Genomic DNA, 22,612 nt, shown 5'->3' on the forward strand with positions numbered 1-22,612 from the left:
CCCTAAAAAACATCCCTTTACACTGCTATTTAGCGTGTAAAGGGATTTCGTTTTAAAATAAACATACAGTTTGATAAGGAGTTTTTAATAATGCAACGTACATTCCCCCTAAAGCTTAATATATTTTTTGTAAAGTGCTTATTAGTACTATGTCTAATTATTTCTGCTGCTATAACGTGGCAATCAATAGTCGTAATTCAAGACAAAACTGACACACATTCCGTTATTATCATCCCGATTATTATTCTAATAGGCCTTCTATTTTTGCTTATTGGCTATATTTCTAATAAGTATATGTCTACATTTATATTTACCGTTTCACTTATTGTTTTAGCTTTTTCTGTTCGATTAATTTGGGTTCTCTACGTTCCAACTCCTATCGAATCGGATTTTTCAGTGATGTACAATAGTGCTATTCAAGCTACTAAAGGCGATTTTAGTTTTGCACAAGATGACTATTATACTTCATGGGTTTATCAACTTGGATTTACAATGTACCAAGCCCTCATTATTAATTTATTCGGTGAAGGGCCTTTCCTTCTAAAACTTTTAAATATAATGTATTGCACAGGAACAACCTTGCTAATTTACAAAATAACTTCATATGTTTTTAATGAATGGTCTGGAAGAATGGCTGGATTACTATATGCATTATATATACCAAGCATTGTAATGAGCTCTTTACTAACGAATCAACATATTGCCACATTCCTATTTTATCTTGGGTTTTATTTATTAATTACAAAAGGCCTAACCCATAAATATATGTGGATTTTTATAGGGATCTCCCTAGCTTTAGGAGATATTATGCGTCCACTTGGCGCTTTAGTTTTGATTGCAGTAGCTCTTTATGTCTTTTTACAAGGTATATTAGGAAAATCAAAACAGGATATTTTAACTTCTATAAAAAAATTGTCTGGGATTTTCATCATTTTTTACCTTGTTCATTACATTATAAGTTCTTCATTTATATCTGCCGGAATTACCCAATATCCGCTATCTAACAGGGATCCTCTCTGGAAATTCACCGTAGGACTTAATCACGAAACAAGAGGTGGATATTCTTCAGCAGATGTAGAATATGTTATGTCCTTTGAGCTTGGAAAAGAACGAGAAGCCGTTGAGAAGAAATTGATTCAAGAGCGACTAGCTGATCCACAAAAGGTTTTATCTTTATTTAGTGATAAATTCACGATTATGTGGGCAGATTATGATTCCGCCCCAGTATGGAGTCTGGCAACACTAAGTAACACAGAGAATGATATGGTTACCTTGCAAGACGACCTTAAGACATACGATAAATATATATATATTACAACTATGTTATTTGGCACGTTAGCAACTTTTTATCTCATACTAACTAAGCAAAACAACACACATTACACACTATTTTTATTATTAATAATTGGCTATATAACGATTCACTTCTTAATCGAATATCAAACAAGATACCGATACTTTATCATCCCTAGCTTTACAATCATTCAAAGTTATGGACTATATGTAGTTTATCGTCTCATGTCTAAAAGAAAGACTACAAAAATATAAGATAAGGCCAAATAAAAAAGGCATGAGCTCGATGCAATACCGAGCTCATGCCTTTTTATTTATATCCTTTTTTTATTGTAAATATGATTAATGCCAAAAGCAGCTAAAAAGATCATAGGTATTGTAGCCGAATAATGATATCTCGGTGCTACTTCTACTATCATTTGTGCCATTGTTAGCCCAATCGTGTATAAACAAATAATGAGAAGTGAAGATTTATTTTTATTTTTTATAGCTACTAACGCCCCGAACAGTGAAGTAGCTAGTAAAAAGTAATAGAAAACATTAGAAATTATAGTATATCGTACTTTATGATCCATAATTGGATCTGCATATTTAACAGCTTGATCATCGTTCCCTAAAAAGATAATAAATTTATCATACATTAGTTTCCCGAAATCTATATCATCGTTTTTTATTCTCTTTTTCGCTTCTTCAAGCATTTGCTTTTGAACGTCCTGAGCACTCCATCCTGGTTGACCACTATAATGATATAGTAATGCTGAATCTCCTGGATTCCATGTTCCTGAAGCTCCCTTATTAAATCCTACATGAATATTGTATCCCGGCACTGTTGCTATCTCTTCACCTAAACGTAATGTTACATAATGATTTACCGCCGAAGACATCATTAAGTATCCAATAATGATAACCCCTACATATGCCACCTTGTTAATAAGTAGCTTTTTATTCCCAATATGCTTTGTATCTATAATAAACATCCATATTGCTAGGGCTATAATTGGCACTGCTGCAATTGGTCTTGCCATATTTATTAATACAAGTAATGCAGCTACTAGAATTGAATACATAAGAACCTTTGCAATCGTTATATTTTCAATTTTATCATAAACAATTATCATAATTGCCCAGGCCAATAACAATATTGTACAATACAACGGTTCTGAAAGTGCAAACATGTTATACATCGTTTGTGATGGCAAGAGAATCCATAAAACACTTGCTGTTATCGCTGTTCTCACTCCACCAATTCTTCTAGCTATAAAATATATTAATCCCATCGATATTGTAGTTAAAACAACATTAATAATTGGCGGAATCATAAAGTTTGCCCCAAATATTTTCAGGAAGATACTTAAGAATGAAGCATATCCAAAAATATGTGGAAATAATGCAACATATCTATCATGAATAACAAAGTTGTCACCTAATGCTTTTGCCGTATTAAAAAAGGCTTCATAATCACCAATCGGATCAATCTTATATGTAAGAATCCACGCTGTTTTCACTGCTACACAAATAATTAGCAGTACAAAAAAACATATTTTTTCATTTACTCTTTCAAGGTATAGCGATCCACTGCTAAGTATAAAGTTTCCAATTGTACATAATAATAAAACTCCAACTAATATCATTACATAATTATATTTTTGAGTATCTGAAAAATAATCAAAAATTAATATTGCAACGAAAAAGCTATAAATGCCGTATATGGCACGTGTAGAAAAGGTTGAAAACAATCCAGAAAAACGTTCCAAAAAAACTCACTCCTTAACATATTTATATGGGAAAACATTATATTTCCTAAAAAAATTACACTACCAGCTACTATACATTAATATTATCATGATTTCCATGTTTGCTTTTATATTTCCTAGTATACCAATTTAAAATAATCATTTTTATTATGAACAGATTTATTTTATATCCTAAAATGATATCTACCCAAAACATATAACATATTAGCATAAACTATGATATAATTGATAGTTGTTATGTACGAACAACCTTTTTACATTCCTGTTTTATTTATATATTTTATAAAGTTGAGGATACTATTATGGAGAAACTCTTAAAGTTTGGTTTAGTAGGAATCTTTAATACACTCATTACAATTATTAGCTTTTGGATATTATTAAAATTCGGGATGAACTACCTTATTGCGAATACCATTGCCTATTTAATTGGTGTTGCCAATAGCTACTATTGGAATAAAAATTGGGTGTTTAAACCTAATAATAAAAGCACGTCAATGTTCTTTAAATTTCTAACTGTAAATTTAATTGTATTGGCTTTTAATACATTATGTTTATTTATATTAGTAGATAAACTTACTTTTAATGCATTAATTGCACAGATCTTCGCAATTGGTGTCGGAATGGTTATAAACTTTGTCCTTAATAAAATTTGGACATTCAACCAAACCGAAAAGGCTACTAATTAAACTTGAACAACTTATTAAAAATACGGAGGATACAACATGCAAAAATTAATTTCGGTTGTAGTTCCTATGTACTTCGAGGAAGAAGTAGCACAGGAATGTTATAACCGTTTAAAGTCCGTTATGCTTCAAAATGATATTAATTACGAGTTTGTCTTTGTAAACGACGGTAGCACAGACCGTACAATGGAAATCTTATCTGAGATTGCAGCAAATGATTACCGTACAAAAATCGTTAATTTTGCACGTAATTTTGGACACCAAATAGCCGTTACAGCTGGTATTGCTGCTGCAAAAGGTGACGCTATTGTAATTATCGATGCAGACTTACAAGATCCACCTGAAGTTATTCCTGAACTTATTGCAAAATGGGAAGAAGGATATGAAGTTGTTTATGCGAAACGTAAACAACGTAAAGGTGAAACTTGGTTTAAACTTTTAACAGCTAAATATTTCTATAAATTCTTAAACTACATGTCTGATATCGATATCCCAAAAGATACTGGTGATTTCCGAATCATCGATCGCAAAGTAGCTGATGTTTTCAATCAAATGACTGAACGAAATCGCTTCATCCGCGGTATGATGTCTTGGGTTGGCTTCCGTCAAACGTATGTTGAATATGAACGCGATGAGCGCTTTGCTGGTGAAACAAAATATCCATTAAAGAAAATGATTAAATTTGCATCAGATGGCATTATTGCATTTTCAACAAAACCATTACGTATCGTTATGACTTTAGGCTTATTATCAGTTCTTATTTCAATAATCGTCTTACTATATACAATTACTGTAAAAATTATTGGCACTGGTACGCAAACAGGTTGGGCATCTATTATGGTTGCTATTACATTCTTTAGCGGTATTCAGTTACTTGGTCTAGGAATCGTTGGCCAATATATTGCTCGTATTTATGACGAGAGTAAAAACCGTCCGATTTATATCGTAAAAGAAACAATCAATATTGAGCAAGAAGAGACTACACAAACAAAAGAAAAAGTGAATGCATAATAAAAAAGGTAACAATGAAAACCATCATTGTTACCTTTTTATATTGTAATACCCCATAATCCTCAAACGAAATTCTTTTAAATTTGGATATATCTCTAAATTAGATAACATTCCTTGAATGACCGGTATCCTTGGATTTTGCAATCTCATTTCTGCCTCCAAAACATCTAATGTAACAAGCAATTCCTCATCTTCTAGTTGATCAGCTAATGTGCGTTTAAAAACAATAATTTCTTTTAAAAAGTGTTCCTTAACCTGCTCCTTACTAAGCTCTGATTTGCAAAGAAATTCCCCAAGCTTTTCTTCATGTAACACAGGTTCTTCCGAAGATTCTACCAATCCATCTACTAAATCATCTACTCTTTTCAAAATAAATGCAGAAACGTAAGATAAGTCAATTTCTGGTGCTTGTAAAATGATCAGTTCTAAATATCCACGGCATATACCTTCTACCATAATGACTAAATCTAATAAATAAGGCATAACCTTTTCACCATAAATAGACAATAAACTATTCCGATAAAATGCATGAGACTCTAACTTCATCCTCATCATAAACTCTTCTACTTCTTTATTAAAAGGTATAGCATTTTCCCTCGCATGCATAATAATAAATTCTTTATGCTTTTGTATATCGTTAAACTGACAACGCAATTGCTTTGCAAATTTTTCACGCGGCAATAACGATTCATTTTCAATATCCAGCATTTTATTTTGAATCTTGTCATAGTAATATCGAAGTGTTGCTAATAAAAGCTCATCTTTCGATTTAAAGTATAAATAGAAAGCTCCCTTAGATATGCCACAAGCTGTCACAATTTCCTGTACTGATGTCGCATTTACACCCTTAGTCGCAAATAACTTCATAGCCATCTCTATAATTAAGCGCTCTTTTTCTTTCATATCATGTCTCTCCTAAATTTAATCTCGCATCTTATTATGAATTTATTATACCATCCCTTTTCATTGACGACTGACCAATCAGTCAGTTATATTATGTATTAGACTGACCAGTTGGTCAATACAATACAAAGGGAGCGCAAACATGAACAAAATTATTAATTTCTCGTTAAAAAATAAGTTCGCAGTTTGGCTACTAACCATTATTGTTACCATTGCAGGTATTTATTCTGGGCTGAATATGAAGCTGGAAACAATTCCTGATATTACAACACCTGTTGTAACAGTAACTACGGTTTATCCTGGTGCTACACCAGAAGAAGTAGCTGACAAAGTTTCAAAACCGATGGAAGAGCAACTACAAAACTTAAGTGGTGTAAACGTTGTTAGTTCATCATCTTTTCAAAACGCATCTTCTATTCAGGTAGAATATGATTTTGATAAAAATATGGAAAAGGCTGAAACAGAAATTAAAGAAGCTCTCACAAATGTGAAACTCCCAGAAGGTGTAAAAGACCCGAAAGTTTCACGTGTAAACTTCAATGCCTTTCCAGTTATTTCGTTAAGCGTAGCAAGTAAAAATGAATCTTTAGCTGCCTTAACTGAAAATGTAGAAAAAAATGTTGTTCCCGGATTAAAAGGACTTGATGGGGTCGCATCTGTTCAAATTTCAGGTCAACAAGTAGATGAAGTACAACTTGTCTTCAAGAAAGATAAGATGAAAGAATTAGGTTTAAGTGAAGATACTGTAAAAAATGTAATTAAAGGATCGGACGTATCTTTACCACTTGGCTTATATACATTTAAAGACACAGAAAAATCAGTTGTTGTAGATGGAAATATTACAACAATGAAAGCATTAAAAGAATTAAAGATCCCAGCTATACCTTCATCACCGAGCGGTCAAGGTAGTCAAAACGCTGGAGCTGGTACACAAACACCGCAAATGAATCCAGCGGCTATGAACGGGATTCCGACAGTTACATTAGATGAAATTGCTGACATTAAAGAAGTCGGAAAAGCAGAATCTATTTCTCGAACAAATGGAAAAGAAGCAATTGGAATTCAAATTGTGAAAGCTGCTGACGCGAATACTGTTGATGTTGTAAATGCAGTGAAAGATAAAGTAAAAGACCTTGAGAAAAAATATAAAGACTTAGAGATTATTTCAACATTCGACCAAGGTGCACCGATTGAGAAATCAGTAGAAACAATGCTGAGCAAAGCTATTTTTGGTGCTATATTTGCGATTGTTATTATTATGCTGTTCCTACGAAATATCCGAACAACATTAATCTCTGTCGTTTCCATACCACTTTCTTTATTAATTGCTGTATTAGTCATAAAACAAATGGATATTACGCTTAATATTATGACACTTGGAGCAATGACAGTCGCTATTGGACGCGTTGTTGATGACTCCATTGTTGTTATTGAAAATATTTACCGACGAATGTCGTTATCAGAAGAGAAACTGCGCGGAAAAGATTTAATTCGTGAAGCTACGAAGGAAATGTTTATCCCAATTATGTCTTCTACCATTGTAACAATTGCTGTATTCTTACCGCTTGGACTAGTAAAAGGTATGATTGGTGAAATGTTCTTACCATTTGCCTTAACTATCGTCTTCGCTTTATTAGCATCGTTACTAGTAGCAGTTACAATCGTGCCGATGTTAGCTCACTCTTTATTTAAAAAAGAGAGCATGAGGGAAAAAGAAGTACATCATGAAGAAAAACCAAGTAAATTAGCAAACGGGTATAAACGCATACTTGCATGGGCTTTAAATCATAAAATCATCACATCAAGCATTGCTGTCCTTCTATTAGTTGGTAGTCTTGCACTTGTGCCAATTATCGGTGTAAGTTTCTTACCATCTGAAGAAGAAAAAATGATCATTACAACGTACAACCCTGAACCAGGTCAAACGTTAGAAGATGTTGAAAAAATTGCAACGAAAGCTGAGAAGCACTTCCAAGATAATAAAGACGTCAAAACAATTCAATTCTCATTAGGTGGCGAAAACCCAATGAGTCCTGGTCAATCAAATCAAGCAATGTTCTTCGTGCAATATGATAACGACACGAAAAACTTCGAAAAAGAAAAAGAGCAAGTCGTTAAAGATTTACAGAAGATGTCTGGAAAAGGCGAATGGAAAAACCAAGACTTCGGAGCGAGTGGCGGTAGTAATGAAATTAAACTATACGTTTACGGAGATAGCTCGGAGGACATTAAACCTATTGTCAAAGATATTCAAAATATCATGAAGAAAAATAAAAACTTAAAGGATATTGACTCTAGTATTGCAAAAACGTATGCAGAGTACACTTTAGTCGCAGATCAGGAAAAACTAAGTAAAATGGGTCTAACAGCTGCACAAATCGGAATGGGACTTTCTAATCAACATGATCGACCTGTTCTGACAACAATTAAAAAAGACGGTAAAGATGTCAACGTATATGTCGAAGCTGAAAAACAAAATTATGCAACAATCGATGACTTAACAAATCGTAAAATTACAACGCCACTTGGTACTGAAGTGGCTGTGAAAGATGTTATGACTGTAAAAGAAGGGGAAACTTCGAATACAGTGAAACACCGCGATGGCCGTGTTTATGCAGAAGTAAGTGCAAAACTAACATCTGATGACGTTTCAAAAGCATCTGCCGCTGTTCAAAAAGAAGTAGATAAAATGGATCTTCCTTCCGGTGTAGATGTTTCTATGGGCGGTGTTACAAAAGATATTGAAGAATCATTCAAGCAACTTGGCTTAGCGATGTTAGCTGCGATTGCCATTGTATACTTCGTTCTTGTCGTTACATTTGGCGGTGCCCTTGCACCATTCGCAATTTTATTCTCGCTACCATTCACAATTATCGGAGCTCTTGTTGCCTTATTAATCTCTGGTGAAACGTTAAGTGTCTCTGCAATGATTGGTGCACTTATGTTAATCGGTATCGTTGTAACAAACGCAATCGTGCTTATCGACCGTGTTATTCATAAAGAAAATGAAGGTCTATCAACACGTGAAGCTTTATTAGAGGCTGGTGCTACACGCCTTCGCCCTATTTTAATGACTGCAATTGCAACAATCGGTGCTCTTATCCCACTTGCATTAGGATTTGAAGGTAGCGGCTTAATTTCTAAAGGACTTGGTGTAACAGTAATTGGTGGATTAACAAGTTCAACGTTATTAACACTTCTTATTGTTCCAATCGTTTATGAAGTATTAAGCAAGTTCAAAAAGAAAAAAGCAAAATAACAAAAAATAACCTCGCAGTTAGCGAGGTTATTTTTTATTCCCAAATACGACTAGAAAATCACCATATCCTTCTTTCTCTAATTCCTCTTTTCGGATAAATCGAAGGGCTGCGGAATTAATACAGTAACGAAGACCATTTGGTCCTGGGCCATCCGGGAATACATGGCCTAGATGTGAATCTCCCTCTTTGCTTCTCACTTCCGTACGCGTCATATTATGACTGACATCCATTTTTTCTTTCACACTTGCTGACATAACTGGCTTCGTAAAGCTAGGCCATCCACACCCGCTATCAAATTTATCTAAAGAAGTAAATAGCGGTTCACCTGAGACGATATCTACATAAAGTCCTTCTTCTTTATGATTCCAATATTCATTTTGAAAGGGTGGCTCAGTTCCATTTTCCTGTGTTACATAAAACTGCATCTCATTGAGTTTTTCTTTTAAATGAGTATTATCTTTTGGCCAATGTTGTTTAATAAAAGCATCTCGTCCCGATCCTTTACGGTATAACTCATAGCGGAATGTATTTTTCTTATGATATCCTTGGTGATAGTCTTCAGCTGGATAAAACGTAGCTGCTGGTAATATTTTTGTAGCAATTGGTTTTGAAAAGCGTCCACTCTTTGCAAGCTCTTCTTTTGAAGCCTCTGCTTTTTTATGTTGTTCTTCATTGTGATAAAAAATTACTGTTTCGTAAGACTGTCCACGATCGTGAAATTGTCCTCCTATATCAGTCGGATCAATTTGTCTCCAATATATATTTAATAACTCTTCATACGGCATTTTATTTGCATCAAATGTAATTTGTACTGCCTCATAATGTCCCGTCGTTTCTGAACATACTTCTTTATATGTTGGACTCTCTTTATAACCACCTGTATAACCAGAAACAACCTTTATAATTCCTTCCATCTCTTCAAATGGCGAAACCATACACCAGAAGCACCCTCCAGCAAATGTAGCTAACTCTACCTTTTCATTTACAGCCATTATTTCACCCCTATTCTGTCTTCTGCTTACAGTATGGCATAAAAAACATCATGTTATAAAAGAAAAAGCATCGAACATCGATGCTTTTTCTTTACTTCACCTTATTTTTTCTGGCTTCATTCTCTATTTCATCACTTGTCACATCTAAGACATCTAATAAGAAAATGAAGATTGGAATACCGATAATTAATCCCCATACACCTAAGAAGTGTTCTGAGAAGATTAATACCATAAATGTATAGAAGATCGGTAAGTTTGTTTTTTGCGACATGAACTTCGGATTTAACACGTAACTTTCAAGCGCATGAATTACTGTTACGATAATTAAAATATAAACAACGTACATAATACCGCCAATATTGTAAGCAATCATACAAAGCGGGAATAACGAAATGATAACCCCAGCTACTGGAATTAAACCGAGTAAGAAGATCATTAACGCTAAACCTAATAATTGCGGGAATCCTAATATCCATAGTGCAATAACGGATAAAACACAGTTAACAACTGCAATTAAAAATTGTGCTTCGATTACTTTTCCGAATGAACGTGCAAATTTCTTACCGAAGTACTCAATTTCAGTATAGAAAATTGCAAGTCGGCTTTCTTTAAATTTTGCAGTAAAAGCAACGATCCGAGCTTTCTCCAATAAGAAAAATAAACTTAAAATTAAAGAAAGTAACACTTGAAGGCCAAATTTCCCAACATTCGTAATCGATTTATACAAAATGTCAACGCCTTGTCCTACATATTTCGAAAGTTCCATATGATTGACAGCATTAACTGCATACTTAATTAATTCACTATCCGGTGGGTTTCTTAAAAATACGTTAAATTGATAAATCAATTGTGAAATTTGTATCGTTAATACTGGTAAATATTTAAATAGCGTAATAGCAATTCCACCAATTAACATTACATATAGAAACGCTATAATAATTTTTCGGTTAATGGGCATGAAATGATCTAATTTGCGAGAAATAAACTTTTGGAATCGATCCATTAAATATGTGAGAATAAACGTAATTAAAATTAAATTCAACATACTTTGCAGCCCGTATAACACGAGAGCAAGTATTACTAATACGAGAAACCTCTGAAATCCTTTGCTTTGAAACAGGTTTTTTATTTGCATAATCGACGAGTACTCTCTCCTGTCCTATAAAGTAAAACGTTAATAAGTAGATTTTTTCTCTCTTCTCTACCTTTAATTATTCATTCATATAAAGATTTTTATAAGCTTATTATAGGTCTCTCTTAGCAGATCCTATAGTAGCTTACTTCTTATTTTACAATACAATGACCTAATTCAAAACGTATTCTACACAGTATTAATGAAGATTTAAGGAAACTTACATTTTATTAACATAGGTCTTACCACTACTGTAACATAAAAAGCAAGCTATCAGTAGAAATCTGTCCTACAAATAGCTTGCTTTTCTCGTTTTTTTAAGTAAGTTTTACTATCCAATGAATGGCATAAACATCGGTATGACAACTACAGTTACAACCCCAACTACTGTTACAGCAATACTTGCCATAGCTGCCTCTACTTCACCCATTTCAATTCCTACTGCCACTCCTAATGCGTGACCTGCTGTTCCAAGTGCTAAACCTTTTGCAATTGGATGTTTTACTCTAAATGTTTTTAAGAATAATGCTCCTAATGCGTATACAATAACTGCGTTAAAAATAACTGCAAACGATGTAATTGCTGGTATACCACCAATACTTTCAGAGATTGGTAATGCAATTGCTGTTGTTGCTGCTTGTGGTAACATTGAATTCATTACTGCTGTATCTAAACCAATTGCTTTTGCAACAATAAACACGACAATTACTGAGCAAATAGATCCAACCACGATAGCCGATAAAATTTGCCACCAATATTTTTTTAACTTATCCACTTGTTTATATAATGGAATTGCAAACGCGATTGTTGCTGGTTCTAAGAAGAAGCTAATCATTTTTCCGCCAGTATTATATTCTTCAAAAGTAAAGTTACCTACTTTTAGAAAGACAATCCCTAATACCATCGCTACGAATAATGGTGTGAATAAGAAGAATCCTTTTGAATGCTTAAATAATAATGTTCCGATTCCGTATGCGATTAATGAAACGACGATTCCGAAATATGGAGTCATTGTGCTTGCCATGTTCATTCCCTCCTAGCAATATATACTAAATTGGTTACGCAACTTTTCCGTGCTTGCGTCCTTTATTTACTACTTTCAATTCTTTCGTATCTTCTATTTCTTTATCGTCTTTTCCTAAAATAAATTGTGCAAATAATCCTGTTACAGCGAGTAAAATAATTGTTGCGACAACAATTACAGTTAAAATTTGTACAAAATATTGTCCCATTACACCGAGAGAATTAATAACCGAAATACCTGATGGAACGAAAAGGAATCCGATAATACCTGTTAAAGCCGTTCCGAGTGATTCAACTTGTTCCAATTTAATAACTTTTAAACATAATAGGCTAAATAAAATAACTAATCCGATCACCGATGAAGGCATCGGAATTGGTAAATGCGTTGCAATAATATTAGAAACTAACATAATAGCTGAAAATATGAATGCTTGTGATAAGAAACTATATACTTTTTTCGTACTCATTTTGGCCACCTCTTTCGATTTGGTACCTTTATTGTATAAGATAAAAACAAAGCTGTAAGCGTTTGCATAGCGGAACGTCAAATATACAAAATTAGTTACAAAAATAGGCAGATGAAATGCAAAAAGCTACTTCTTAAATACGAAGTAGCTTTTTGAGTTCTTTTGCATATGTACGGCTAACAGGTACTTTTGATCCTTCTTTCATAATTAAATTATATGTAGAATTGAACCATGGTTGTATTTCCGTAATATGATTAATATTTGCAATAAAACTGCGATGGACACGCATAAAACTTGCTTGTGGCAACTTCTTTTCCAAAATTACAAGTGTATCGTGTGTTACATACGTTTCTCTCATTGTTTTTACTGTCACTTTTCCATCCACAAGTCCTACATATATAATATCTTCAATATTCACAAGTACAATCGATTCCTCAATTGGTAATGCTAATTTATGCATCTCGGTCGTTACGTCTACACTCTTTACCTCTTGATTTGTTTCTAATTTTATTTGTTTTTGCTTTTTATATTTCTTTAATGTCTGTACGATACGTTCTTCATCAAATGGTTTTAAAATGTAGTCTAACGCGTCTACTTCAAATGCTTGCAGCGCATATTGATCATAGGCAGTAGCAAACACAATTGCAGGGGGATTTTTCATCTTCTTTAATATATTTGCGATTTCAAATCCGTTATCATCAGATAGCTGAATGTCTAGGAAAACAATATCTGGTTTGTTTTTCATTAATTCCTCTAATGCATCCTCTACACAATCCGCCTCACCAATTATCTCTACTTCTTTCGTTTGCTCTAATAAATACTTCAATTCATCACGTGCTAACATTTCATCGTCAACTACTAATACTTTTAACACTCCGTTCTTCCTCCCCTATTTTTTTAGGAATAACAAAAGTAATCTCTGTCCCCTCATTTAATTCACTTTCAATTTGAAGCATTGTCTCTTTCCCAAATAACCCGATAAGTCGTTCATTAATATTATATAAAGCTGTTCCAGTCCCTTTCTTTGACGACACTACCATTTTTCCTAATTGTTCTAAGCGTTCTTCCTCAATTCCTTGTCCATTATCTTTCACTTCGAAGTGAACCATGCCCCCTTTTTCAAAAACATGCACTTCTACTTCGCATACTGGCTGTTTCTTCGGAAAAGCATGTCGCAACGCATTTTCAACCAACAGTTGAAGAACAAATGGTGGTACTAATGTTGTCTTTAACTCTTCCTCAATATACATCTTTACTTCATACTTATTTGGGAATCTTGCTTGTTCTAGTGATAGGTATGCCTGTACATGGTTTAATTCTTGTTCTAGTGGAATCAACAACTGACGTGCCCCTTGCAAATTACAACGAAAATACACGCTAAGCTGCAATAATAACTTCCTTGCCTTTTCTACATCTGTTCGGCATAAAGCTGATACGGTATTAATCGCATTAAATAAAAAATGCGGATTGATTTGTGCTTGTAACGCTTTTATTTCGGCATCTTGCAATAACTTACTTTGTAACTCTGCTTCACCTAACTCAAGCTGCGTGGAAAATATTTTTGCTAATCCTTCTGCAAGTTCCTCTTCAACACGACTTAACTGGTTAGGGTTCTTGAAATACAGTTTTAATGTCCCTATCGTATTTTCATGTGAAGTTAATGGAATAACAATAGCTGCTTGCAAAGGACAGCCTTCATGTTGGCAATTAATAACCTCACGTGATTTCGCTTTCATTATTTTCCCTGTATGTAAAACCTCTTTCGATAAACCTGTTATTAAACTGTGTGAAGGAATATGATGATCTGATGCCAATCCAACGTGAGCTAATATTTTCTCTGTATCTGTTAAGGATACCGCATCCGTTCCCGTAAAACGGTGAATAATTTGTGCCACATGTTTACAAGACTCTTCTGTTAATCCCCTGCGAAAATATGGTAATGTCTTATCAGCAATTCGTAATACTTTATGCGTTTGCAGAGCTTTCGCGTTTTCTTCCTGACGCAAAATAGCTTGTATCATTGAAAGTAAAATAAAACTTCCGAAACTATTTACAAGGATCATTGGTATCGCAATTGTTTTCACGATACTAGTTCCATCCTCTACGACTAATAGGATCATAATCATTTCTAAAGAAACAATAAACACGCTTAAAATCGCTGAAAATTTAGGCGTAATTGCACGATTATATTTTTTGAAAATGTGTCCAATATACCCAGTTATAACACCTGCTAAAATTGAAGAGATTGCACAACTTAGCGCTGTCGTCCCGCCAAGCATATAACGGTGAATACCAGCAATCGATCCTACTCCAATTCCGACGATAGGACCACCAAGCAATCCACTAATTCCAACACCCATAATACGTGTATTCGCAATTGTACTAGATGACGAAACACCTTGTAGCCAATTTTCATTCATAATTGTATTCCCCGCAATTTCAATTCCCGTGTAATTGCTGACAATTGTAAACACTGAAAAAATACAAATAAGCTTAAGCTTATCTACATACCCATCTTGTCTATGAAGAAGGCGCCTGAACGTTCTAATATGAGAAAGTAAAAATCCTAAAATAACAATAAGTCCGACACGTTCAATCATCATAAGTACTAAATTTAGCATCTGTGATTCATTCCTTTTTATATGAGTTAGTTTTATTATGGGAAAATAATGAAGTGGGCGTCAAGAAGAATGCAATATCTTTTGAAATATTTTACACATAACTATCCCCTCTTTATTTGACAACCTAATAGAAGAGTGCTAAAAATAAAGTAATATAATACAGTCCTTTAACCCAACCCCGTGAGGTTGAGAAGGAAGTCGGAATATACTATACGTATGGTCTTTTTTAGAGATACGTATGCTTTTTTGGCCTTCTCATCATATCAGGTGAGAAGGCCTTTTGTTATTCTTCCATAGCGACTGTAGGAGAAAATAGGGAGGAGTAATGATGAACGTTACTACTGATGTACAATCAACAACAGAGGAAACGAAGGAGAAAAGATATAAAACATTGTTTGGTTCTGCGCTAGGATATGCAGCAGAAGGTTTAGATATGTTGCTCTTATCTTTCGTACTGGTCTACATTTTAAAAGAATTTCATTTGAGCCCTGTTGAAGGTGGAAACTTGACATTAGCTACCACAATAGGAATGCTAATCGGGTCTTATTTATTTGGATTTATTGCTGATTTATTTGGGCGTATCCGTACGATGGCCTTCACAATCTTACTATTTTCACTCGCAACAGCACTTATTTATTTCGCAACAGATTATTGGCAATTATTAATTCTTCGCTTTTTAGTTGGAATGGGAGTTGGTGGTGAATTCGGGATTGGAATGGCCATCGTAACTGAAACATGGTCTAAAGAAATGCGCGCTAAGGCGACATCCGTTGTTGCACTTGGATGGCAATTTGGCGTACTAGTCGCTTCACTCCTTCCAGCATTTATCGTCCCGCATTTCGGATGGAGAGCTGTTTTCTTATTTGGACTCATTCCCGCTTTATTAGCTGTTTACGTCCGCAAAAGTTTAAGTGAACCGAAAATATGGGAACAAAAACAACGATACAAAAAAGAATTGTTACAAAAAGAAGCTGAAGGTAATTTAACAACTACCGAGGCAGAACAACTAAAGCAAATGAAAAAGTTCCCACTTCGAAAGTTATTTGCCAATAAAAAAGTAACGATAACAACAATCGGTCTTATTATTATGTCATTCATCCAGAACTTCGGATATTATGGAATTTTCACATGGATGCCAACTATTTTAGCGAATAAATATAACTACACATTAGCAAAAGCGAGCGGTTGGATGTTCATCTCTACAATTGGCATGCTAATTGGAATTGCAACTTTTGGTATTCTAGCTGATAAAATTGGTCGCCGTAAAACTTTTACAATCTATTATGTCGGTGGTACTATATACTGTCTCATTTACTTCTTCTTATTCACAGACTCAACATTATTGTTATGGGGAAGTGCATTGCTTGGATTCTTTGCCAATGGCATGATGGGAGGATTCGGGGCAGTTTTAGCCGAAAACTATCCTGCTGAAGCTCGCTCTACAGCAGAAAACTTTATTTTCGGTACAGGACGTGGTTTAGCTGGATTTGGGCCTGTTATTATCGGCTTACTTGCTGCAGGTGGTAATTTAATGGGAGCATTATCTCTCATCTTCATTATCTATCCAATCGGTTTAGTTACAATGCTATTATGTGTCCCAGAGACGAAAGATAAAGTATTAGAATAGATTGAAAATGTACAGAGTATGAACAGTAGTTAAATAAATAGCAAAGAGGAAGCATCTCAAATGAAATGCTTCCTCTTCTTATATAAATACAATTATTTATTTTGATTTACTAGCTTTTTGGAACAAGAAGCTAGTTTTATCTTCTTCTTTTACAATACCTTGTTTTAACGCTAATTCCCCTGCGACTTTAGGCGCTAGCCATAGCATCGGGAATAACAGAATAGATACAGGAACAGCCGTCACTACAATGAAGGATTGTAAGGCGTTAATACTTCCCTCACCCATATATAAAAGAATCGCCGCAACTGCGCCCATAATAAGCGACCAAAAAACTCGCAAACTAATTCTAGGATCTCCATCTCCAGTCACTGCCATTGAAATTGAATAAGCCATTGAATCTCCTGTTGTCACTACAAATAAAATTGTTAATAAAAGAAATGCAGGTCCAATAATATTAGATAGTGGCAGTTGCTCTGTAATTGCAATCATAGCCGCTGGCATGCCAGATTCACTTAATGCCACCGAGATAGAACCAGGATTCATTAACTCATAAAACACACCTGATCCCCCTAGTATAGTAAACCAAAATGTTGTAATAATAGGCGCAATAATTCCAATTGCAACGATGATTTCTCGGATTGTTCTTCCTCTTGAAATTCGGCTCACTAAAATTGCCATCATCGGTCCATATCCAATAAACCATCCCCAGAAAAAGATTGTCCACGATCCTAACCAAGCTGTATCACCACGATATGTGCTCATTGGAATAAATTCATTTATATAAAATCCAAACGAAGACACAAATGAATCGATAATAAATCCACCTGGTCCAAATAGTAATACAAATAGCATTAATAGAACTGCTAACCTAACATTTAAATTACTTATAATTTGAATCCCTTTATCAATTCCCGTTACCGCAGATATAGTAGAAACAGCTACTACACAAACAATAATAGCTAATTGAGTAGTAAACACATCAGGAATGTTAAACAATGCTTGTAACCCATAACTTGCTTGTAGTCCTAAAAATCCGATTGGACCAATCGTCCCTGCAGCTACCGCAATAATGGCAAATACATCGATCATTGTTCCAAGCCAACTCTTTCGCAATCTCTCCCCAAAGATAGGATATAAAAGCGTTCGAGGTTTTAACGGCATATCTTTATGATAATGCCCGTACATCATAACTACCGCACTAATTGTACCTAAAATCGTCCAAGCCAGGAAACCCCAGTGCATATAACTTTGTGCTAAAGCAGGCATTACCGCTTCTTGCGTCCCAGCAGTTATACCTTCATGTATTGGTGGCACCGTCATCAAATGGTACATCGGCTCTGCGGCTGCCCAAAAAACGCCACCTCCAGCAAGTAATGTAGACATAATAATAGCGAGCCATTTTGTCGTACTAATCTCAGGTTTTTCTAGCCCCCCAAGTTTAACTCTCCCATATTTCGAAAATGCCATACACATTGCAACAACAAATGTACCAATTAATAAAACTTGCCAAAAGGCACCAAAATATTTAATTGAAGCTGCAAAACTGCTATTAATGACTCCCTCTACGTAACTTTTATTTAAAATAACTGCAATTACAAATAATAAAAGTGAGCCACCACTAATAAGAAATACAGGCCAATCCGTTTTTCGACTCTTCATTCTCATTTACACTTCCTCCTTCCTCAGCAATCTAAAAAAACAACTTTATTATGTTTTATTGTTTACATCCAAAACACAATGATTATATAAGCATAATAATTCATCAATTTTCTACACACTTATGTTGTCCCTAAAAATATGCTAAATCCCTTATTTAAAAGAAATTTTCTATTCCTATTACATAAAAAAGCAAAACAAAAGACCTTATATTTCTATAAGGTCTTCGAAACAGAAATTTGATTATAACATAAGGAACTCCTTGGTTCAAAAAGCTCCTTCCAAAAATAACCGAGAGTAAAGGCTTCCATTTGCTACGTAACAGTAATTAAAAAAAATTATAATTTGCATAAAAAAACTATACTAGCTATTATTTATGAAAGAAATTTGGCTTCAAAATTTCATTTGGATACGGTTTATGATAAATATGAGTGGTAGCTGGCGACAACGGTGGAATGAGCCATACCCAATTACCTGTTACAACCCGTCCACATGCCGCTTCCTGCTTCTCAAATTGTTGAAATTGTTGCGCAGCTGTATGGTGATCCACAATACTAACTCCTTGTTTTTTAAAAGAATGTAAAACAGCCACGTTTAATTCAATTAGCGCCTTGTCTTTCCATAACGTACCGTTTCTCGATGTATCGAGCTTCATCATCTCCGCAACAGCCGGCAGTAAATTATAACGATCATGATCCGCTAAGTTACGAGCCCCAATCTCCGTCCCCATATACCATCCATTGAACGGAGCGGCTGTATAGGAAATACCGCCAATTTCTAAGCGCATATCTGAAATCATTGGAACCCCATACCATTTTGCTCCTAAAGATGAGATTGGGTACTCTGGATGTTCAATTGGTACCTCTTTCACTTCTTTTTTTGGAATTTCTTTATATACAGGTTCTTTTCCATCGACAGAAAAAACAAGTGGCAATACATCGAAATTCGTACCTTCTCCTCGCCAGCCAAGTTCCTGGCAAAAATCCGTAAACGCAGTGGAATGAGAGTCACCAATCACTCCCATTTCTGTTTTATACCCTGCATACCGAATCAATTGGTGATTATAAATTCGTATATTATTTTCTTCACCTTGATATTGCTTAAAAATTGTAATTGTCGGTTTAACTTTCCCATCGTTCGTTGCATATTTAATATGATGAATTAATGCGTTGTATACACCTTCCTCATCATTTACTTCACGTGCATCTAATATGTGCATCTTACTCCAAAATAGTCTTCCGATACATCGATTACTATTGCGCCATGCCATTCGTGATCCATGAACAAGTTCTTCAAATGTATGCTCATACGTCCCCGTCTTCTCTATCTCAACTTGAATTTCTTTTATTCTCTCTTCTATGAATTGTTCTTTATTAAGCTCTTTATAGCAAACCGTAATAAAATGACTCGCTTCCTCTATTAATTGTTTCGTTTTACTCATAAACGATCTCCTTCTATTTCAACAAAACGTTACTACTTTACAGTATAAGCAAAAAGAATAAGAGTCACAAATGAAAGTCGAAGTGTTACTTTTATTGTAATATTTTTCAGAAAATTAAAGAGATTACTATTGACTTGTATAAAAAATAGGTGTATTTTTGACTCAGGTAAATTATTTTTACCTAGACCAACTTTTTAATGAGAAAGGAGGGAATGTTATGTCTTCATTTCAATTGCCAAAGCTTTCATATGACTATGATGAACTAGAGCCATATATCGATAGCAACACGCTTTCCATTCATCACGGAAAGCACCATGCGACATACGTAAATAACTTGAATGCCGCTTTAGAAAACTATACGGAATTACATAATAAATCTTTAGAAGAGTTACTATGTAATTTAGAAACTTTACCAAAAGAAATTGTTACAGCTGTCAGAAATAACGGTGGTGGTCACTATTGTCATAGTCTTTTTTGGGAAGTAATGAGCCCGCGAGGTGGCAGTGAGCCTAATGGAGACGTTGCAAAAGTAATTGATTATTATTTCAATACCTTTGACAACTTAAAAGATCAACTTTCCAAAGCAGCTATTAGTCGTTTTGGAAGTGGCTATGGATGGCTTGTTCTGGACGGTGAGGAACTTTCCGTTATGAGTACACCCAATCAAGATACACCTTTGCAAGAAGGTAAAATTCCATTACTCGTCATCGATGTATGGGAACATGCCTATTATTTAAAGTATCAAAATCGGCGTCCAGAATTTGTTACCAACTGGTGGCATACAGTGAACTGGGACCAGGTAAATGAAAAGTATTTACAAGCAATGCGATCACAAAAACATTAGTCGTGCGTATAAGGTAAGTTTGGTAATGTACAATTAGTATTGTCGAAATCCTCCAGAATCCCCCGGATTGCCACCGGGGGATTTATGATTATTTCATTGCATGTATGTAATAACGTAATACTTGTTCTATTTCTATTTTCAATTCTCGGAACGGGAATCCTAATTCACTAGCTTTTCCATTATGTAATGTACAATTAATCACTTCATTATAAGGTGCTACATTATCTCCTACTTCTTGAACGAGTGCTTTTATTCCCGTATTTTCTTCTATGAAATGAATAACTTCTCGAGTAGAAACTACCCCGTTGCTACAAGCATTAATTGGCCCTTCTATGTCCTTCATCCCGCACCAAGCTAAAAATTCTCCTGCTTCTTTTTCATGTATAAATGATAACTCTCCATCTAGATCATTCACGGCGACAGGTTCTTGCTTCACAATATGTTCAACGTAAAATTGTAACCTTTTCGTATAATCGTTTTCTCCAATAACAACTGGAAAACGTACTGCAACAACTGGGAATGTTGCTTGTTGAAATACAGCAGCTTCAGCTAGTCGCTTGCCTTCACCATAAGTAAAATCCTTCCTATCTCCATACGTAATGGCATACTCGTACGGATTAAAGTTCTCTTCTAATAAGCCTAGTGCTGGCTCGTAAACAGCCATTGAAGATGTCATAATGTATTTCTTCGTTTTTCCTCGTAACACTCCACATACTATCTTCGCCGCATTCGAGCTATAGCATAAATTATCGTATACGATATCATAACTTTTATCTTTTAGACGCTCAGCTAGTTGTTTTTCGTCTTCTCTATCTACAATCAATCTGTTTACTACACTTCCAAAAGAATCTTCAGTAATGCCTCTCGTCGCAATTGTTACATCGTGTCCAGCTTGCAAAAGTGCTTCTACTAAATGTTTACCAAAAAATCTTGTTCCCCCTAGCACCAATACTTTTTTCAAATTCATCATCCCCATTTTGATAAATTGTAAAATACTACCTCTCTATTATAAATGCTAATATAGAAAAAGCATGGAATTCGTTTAACGATTCCATGCTTTTCTACAGAAAATATATTAACGTACTCGATATTTATAAATACAATAACAGAAGTATAAAATAGAAATTACGGATACATAAACCCATAGTTCATATACGAATCCCTCTCCCCATACTCCCATAAAATAAAAGAGTGAAGGCAACGTCAATGTTACCCATGATTGTACGAAGGCAATTCTTCCAAGATATTGATTGATATTCTTCTTTTGTGTATTTAATACAAAGAATAAATACCAAAGTAATGCCCACATAAACCACGTTAATGCATTAACAACATCGTGAAATTGAACAAATGAAACAACCATATAGAATAAAGCAATAATTGCTACCCAAATACAAAACCAACCTAAACCGCTACTATCCATTCCTTTTATAAAGGTAACACCTACATATAAATAGGTTAATCCAAATAAGAAAGTAGCTGCATATGAATACACTGTCCAATTACTTTGGTCAGAAATCATGATCAAATAGAACGGAATAATAATTTGTAGTGCACCCACAAATAAATTAAAAACACCCGCACTTTTCATCTCTGCTTTCCCTAATATAACAAGACTATTTAAAAATAAAGCTGCACCCGAAAGTAATAATCCTACGTACCCCATATATCCTCATGTGAAAACCTTACATTTTCACACTGTACCCTCCCCGTCTTGTAAAAATTATATTATTCCTTATTCTCCTTCTTACTTACAACTACATACGAAGTTTTTTCGAAAATAAGTCAGACTTCCTACCTTAAAAAACAATAGAAAAACCCTTTTCATACATTTTATACAGTAATGATGTCAATCAAAATATATCACGCAATAAAAACGCTTTCAATAATACGTAATTCAAGCAA

18 protein-coding genes are annotated in these 22,612 nt (G+C 34.6%); 6 read left to right on the plus strand and 12 right to left on the minus strand.

All coding sequences use genetic code 11. The features are described from left to right. Positions 1 to 90: 90 nt before the first annotated feature. On the plus strand, positions 91 to 1,548 hold the full coding sequence (locus RBB48_RS07725) for an ArnT family glycosyltransferase (protein WP_306007499.1): 1,458 nt from the start codon (positions 91 to 93) through the stop codon (positions 1,546 to 1,548). A 59-nt stretch (positions 1,549 to 1,607) separates the two neighbouring features. Here the strand turns inward: RBB48_RS07725 and RBB48_RS07730 are convergent, their stop codons facing one another. Next, the gene (locus tag RBB48_RS07730) at positions 1,608 to 3,047 is read right to left on the minus strand and encodes a glycosyltransferase family 39 protein (protein ID WP_088065071.1); all 1,440 of its coding nucleotides are present in this window, start codon (positions 3,045 to 3,047) and stop codon (positions 1,608 to 1,610) included. A gap of 302 nt (positions 3,048 to 3,349) precedes the next feature. Between RBB48_RS07730 and RBB48_RS07735 the strand changes: the two genes are divergently transcribed. Next, positions 3,350 to 3,733, plus strand: coding sequence for a GtrA family protein (locus RBB48_RS07735; protein ID WP_000413281.1), 384 nt, complete (start codon positions 3,350 to 3,352; stop codon positions 3,731 to 3,733). A 36-nt stretch (positions 3,734 to 3,769) separates the two neighbouring features. Beyond that, a complete protein-coding gene (locus tag RBB48_RS07740) occupies positions 3,770 to 4,741 on the plus strand; it encodes a glycosyltransferase family 2 protein (RefSeq protein ID WP_001170707.1) in 972 nt (323 codons plus the stop codon). 30 nt (positions 4,742 to 4,771) lie between these two features. Here the strand turns inward: RBB48_RS07740 and RBB48_RS07745 are convergent, their stop codons facing one another. Further along, on the minus strand, positions 4,772 to 5,644 hold the full coding sequence (locus RBB48_RS07745; RefSeq protein ID WP_088065072.1) for a TetR/AcrR family transcriptional regulator: 873 nt from the start codon (positions 5,642 to 5,644) through the stop codon (positions 4,772 to 4,774). Between the two features lie 142 nt (positions 5,645 to 5,786). Between RBB48_RS07745 and RBB48_RS07750 the strand changes: the two genes are divergently transcribed. Next, complete coding sequence (locus RBB48_RS07750) at positions 5,787 to 8,903, plus strand: efflux RND transporter permease subunit (protein ID WP_306007500.1); 3,117 nt, start codon at positions 5,787 to 5,789, stop codon at positions 8,901 to 8,903. Positions 8,904 to 8,930: 27 nt separating this feature from the next. Here the strand turns inward: RBB48_RS07750 and msrB are convergent, their stop codons facing one another. The 6 genes from msrB to lytS all read right to left on the minus strand — a co-directional run bounded on the left by msrB (position 8,931) and on the right by lytS (position 15,139). Next, positions 8,931 to 9,896, minus strand: coding sequence for a peptide-methionine (R)-S-oxide reductase MsrB (gene msrB / locus RBB48_RS07755; protein WP_088608197.1), 966 nt, complete (start codon positions 9,894 to 9,896; stop codon positions 8,931 to 8,933). Between the two features lie 91 nt (positions 9,897 to 9,987). Further along, entirely contained in the window at positions 9,988 to 11,031 is a 1,044-nt protein-coding gene (locus RBB48_RS07760; protein WP_088065075.1) for an AI-2E family transporter, read from the minus strand. 328 nt (positions 11,032 to 11,359) lie between these two features. Then, the gene (gene lrgB, locus RBB48_RS07765) at positions 11,360 to 12,052 is read right to left on the minus strand and encodes an antiholin-like protein LrgB (protein ID WP_000168869.1); all 693 of its coding nucleotides are present in this window, start codon (positions 12,050 to 12,052) and stop codon (positions 11,360 to 11,362) included. A 34-nt stretch (positions 12,053 to 12,086) separates the two neighbouring features. Then, the gene (gene lrgA / locus RBB48_RS07770; protein ID WP_000104908.1) at positions 12,087 to 12,518 is read right to left on the minus strand and encodes an antiholin-like murein hydrolase modulator LrgA; all 432 of its coding nucleotides are present in this window, start codon (positions 12,516 to 12,518) and stop codon (positions 12,087 to 12,089) included. A 133-nt stretch (positions 12,519 to 12,651) separates the two neighbouring features. Beyond that, on the minus strand, positions 12,652 to 13,392 hold the full coding sequence (locus RBB48_RS07775; RefSeq protein WP_048542820.1) for a LytR/AlgR family response regulator transcription factor: 741 nt from the start codon (positions 13,390 to 13,392) through the stop codon (positions 12,652 to 12,654). After that, a complete protein-coding gene (lytS, locus tag RBB48_RS07780) occupies positions 13,370 to 15,139 on the minus strand; it encodes a two-component system sensor histidine kinase LytS (protein WP_088065076.1) in 1,770 nt (589 codons plus the stop codon). The genes RBB48_RS07775 and lytS overlap by 23 nt, the downstream gene beginning before the upstream one ends. Before the next feature lie 328 nt (positions 15,140 to 15,467). Between lytS and RBB48_RS07785 the strand changes: the two genes are divergently transcribed. Continuing rightward, positions 15,468 to 16,766 carry an MFS transporter gene (locus RBB48_RS07785; RefSeq protein ID WP_001103428.1) on the plus strand — a complete coding sequence of 433 codons (1,299 nt, stop codon included), beginning with the start codon at positions 15,468 to 15,470 and terminating at the stop codon, positions 16,764 to 16,766. 96 nt (positions 16,767 to 16,862) lie between these two features. Here the strand turns inward: RBB48_RS07785 and RBB48_RS07790 are convergent, their stop codons facing one another. Further along, a complete protein-coding gene (locus RBB48_RS07790) occupies positions 16,863 to 18,431 on the minus strand; it encodes a BCCT family transporter (protein ID WP_097890081.1) in 1,569 nt (522 codons plus the stop codon). 361 nt (positions 18,432 to 18,792) lie between these two features. Continuing rightward, complete coding sequence (locus RBB48_RS07795; protein WP_088065079.1) at positions 18,793 to 19,863, minus strand: nitric oxide synthase oxygenase; 1,071 nt, start codon at positions 19,861 to 19,863, stop codon at positions 18,793 to 18,795. 217 nt (positions 19,864 to 20,080) lie between these two features. Between RBB48_RS07795 and sodA the strand changes: the two genes are divergently transcribed. Further along, entirely contained in the window at positions 20,081 to 20,707 is a 627-nt protein-coding gene (sodA, locus tag RBB48_RS07800) for a superoxide dismutase [Mn] (RefSeq protein ID WP_088065080.1), read from the plus strand. A gap of 88 nt (positions 20,708 to 20,795) precedes the next feature. Here sodA and RBB48_RS07805 read toward each other — a convergent pair whose 3' ends face one another. Both RBB48_RS07805 and RBB48_RS07810 read right to left on the minus strand, forming a co-directional pair. After that, a complete protein-coding gene (locus RBB48_RS07805; protein WP_137012945.1) occupies positions 20,796 to 21,683 on the minus strand; it encodes an NAD-dependent epimerase/dehydratase family protein in 888 nt (295 codons plus the stop codon). A gap of 99 nt (positions 21,684 to 21,782) precedes the next feature. Beyond that, entirely contained in the window at positions 21,783 to 22,373 is a 591-nt protein-coding gene (locus RBB48_RS07810; protein WP_000542569.1) for an AmiS/UreI family transporter, read from the minus strand. Positions 22,374 to 22,612 lie beyond the last annotated feature (239 nt).

The organism is Bacillus sp. MMSF_3353 (assembly GCF_030733445.1).
GTDB lineage: Bacteria > Bacillota > Bacilli > Bacillales > Bacillaceae_G > Bacillus_A > Bacillus_A wiedmannii.

Coding starts and splice junctions, on each gene's coding strand:
- RBB48_RS07725 (WP_306007499.1), top strand. CDS start 91: ATGCAACGTACATTCCCCCTAAAGCTTAATATATTTTTTGTAAAGTGC.
- RBB48_RS07735 (WP_000413281.1), top strand. CDS start 3,350: ATGGAGAAACTCTTAAAGTTTGGTTTAGTAGGAATCTTTAATACACTC.
- RBB48_RS07740 (WP_001170707.1), top strand. CDS start 3,770: ATGCAAAAATTAATTTCGGTTGTAGTTCCTATGTACTTCGAGGAAGAA.
- RBB48_RS07745 (WP_088065072.1), bottom strand. CDS start 5,644: ATGAAAGAAAAAGAGCGCTTAATTATAGAGATGGCTATGAAGTTATTT.
- RBB48_RS07750 (WP_306007500.1), top strand. CDS start 5,787: ATGAACAAAATTATTAATTTCTCGTTAAAAAATAAGTTCGCAGTTTGG.
- msrB (WP_088608197.1), bottom strand. CDS start 9,896: ATGGCTGTAAATGAAAAGGTAGAGTTAGCTACATTTGCTGGAGGGTGC.
- RBB48_RS07760 (WP_088065075.1), bottom strand. CDS start 11,031: ATGCAAATAAAAAACCTGTTTCAAAGCAAAGGATTTCAGAGGTTTCTC.
- lrgB (WP_000168869.1), bottom strand. CDS start 12,052: ATGGCAAGCACAATGACTCCATATTTCGGAATCGTCGTTTCATTAATC.
- lrgA (WP_000104908.1), bottom strand. CDS start 12,518: ATGAGTACGAAAAAAGTATATAGTTTCTTATCACAAGCATTCATATTT.
- lytS (WP_088065076.1), bottom strand. CDS start 15,139: ATGCTAAATTTAGTACTTATGATGATTGAACGTGTCGGACTTATTGTT.
- RBB48_RS07785 (WP_001103428.1), top strand. CDS start 15,468: ATGAACGTTACTACTGATGTACAATCAACAACAGAGGAAACGAAGGAG.
- RBB48_RS07790 (WP_097890081.1), bottom strand. CDS start 18,431: ATGAGAATGAAGAGTCGAAAAACGGATTGGCCTGTATTTCTTATTAGT.
- RBB48_RS07795 (WP_088065079.1), bottom strand. CDS start 19,863: ATGAGTAAAACGAAACAATTAATAGAGGAAGCGAGTCATTTTATTACG.
- sodA (WP_088065080.1), top strand. CDS start 20,081: ATGTCTTCATTTCAATTGCCAAAGCTTTCATATGACTATGATGAACTA.
- RBB48_RS07805 (WP_137012945.1), bottom strand. CDS start 21,683: ATGGGGATGATGAATTTGAAAAAAGTATTGGTGCTAGGGGGAACAAGA.
- RBB48_RS07810 (WP_000542569.1), bottom strand. CDS start 22,373: ATGGGGTACGTAGGATTATTACTTTCGGGTGCAGCTTTATTTTTAAAT.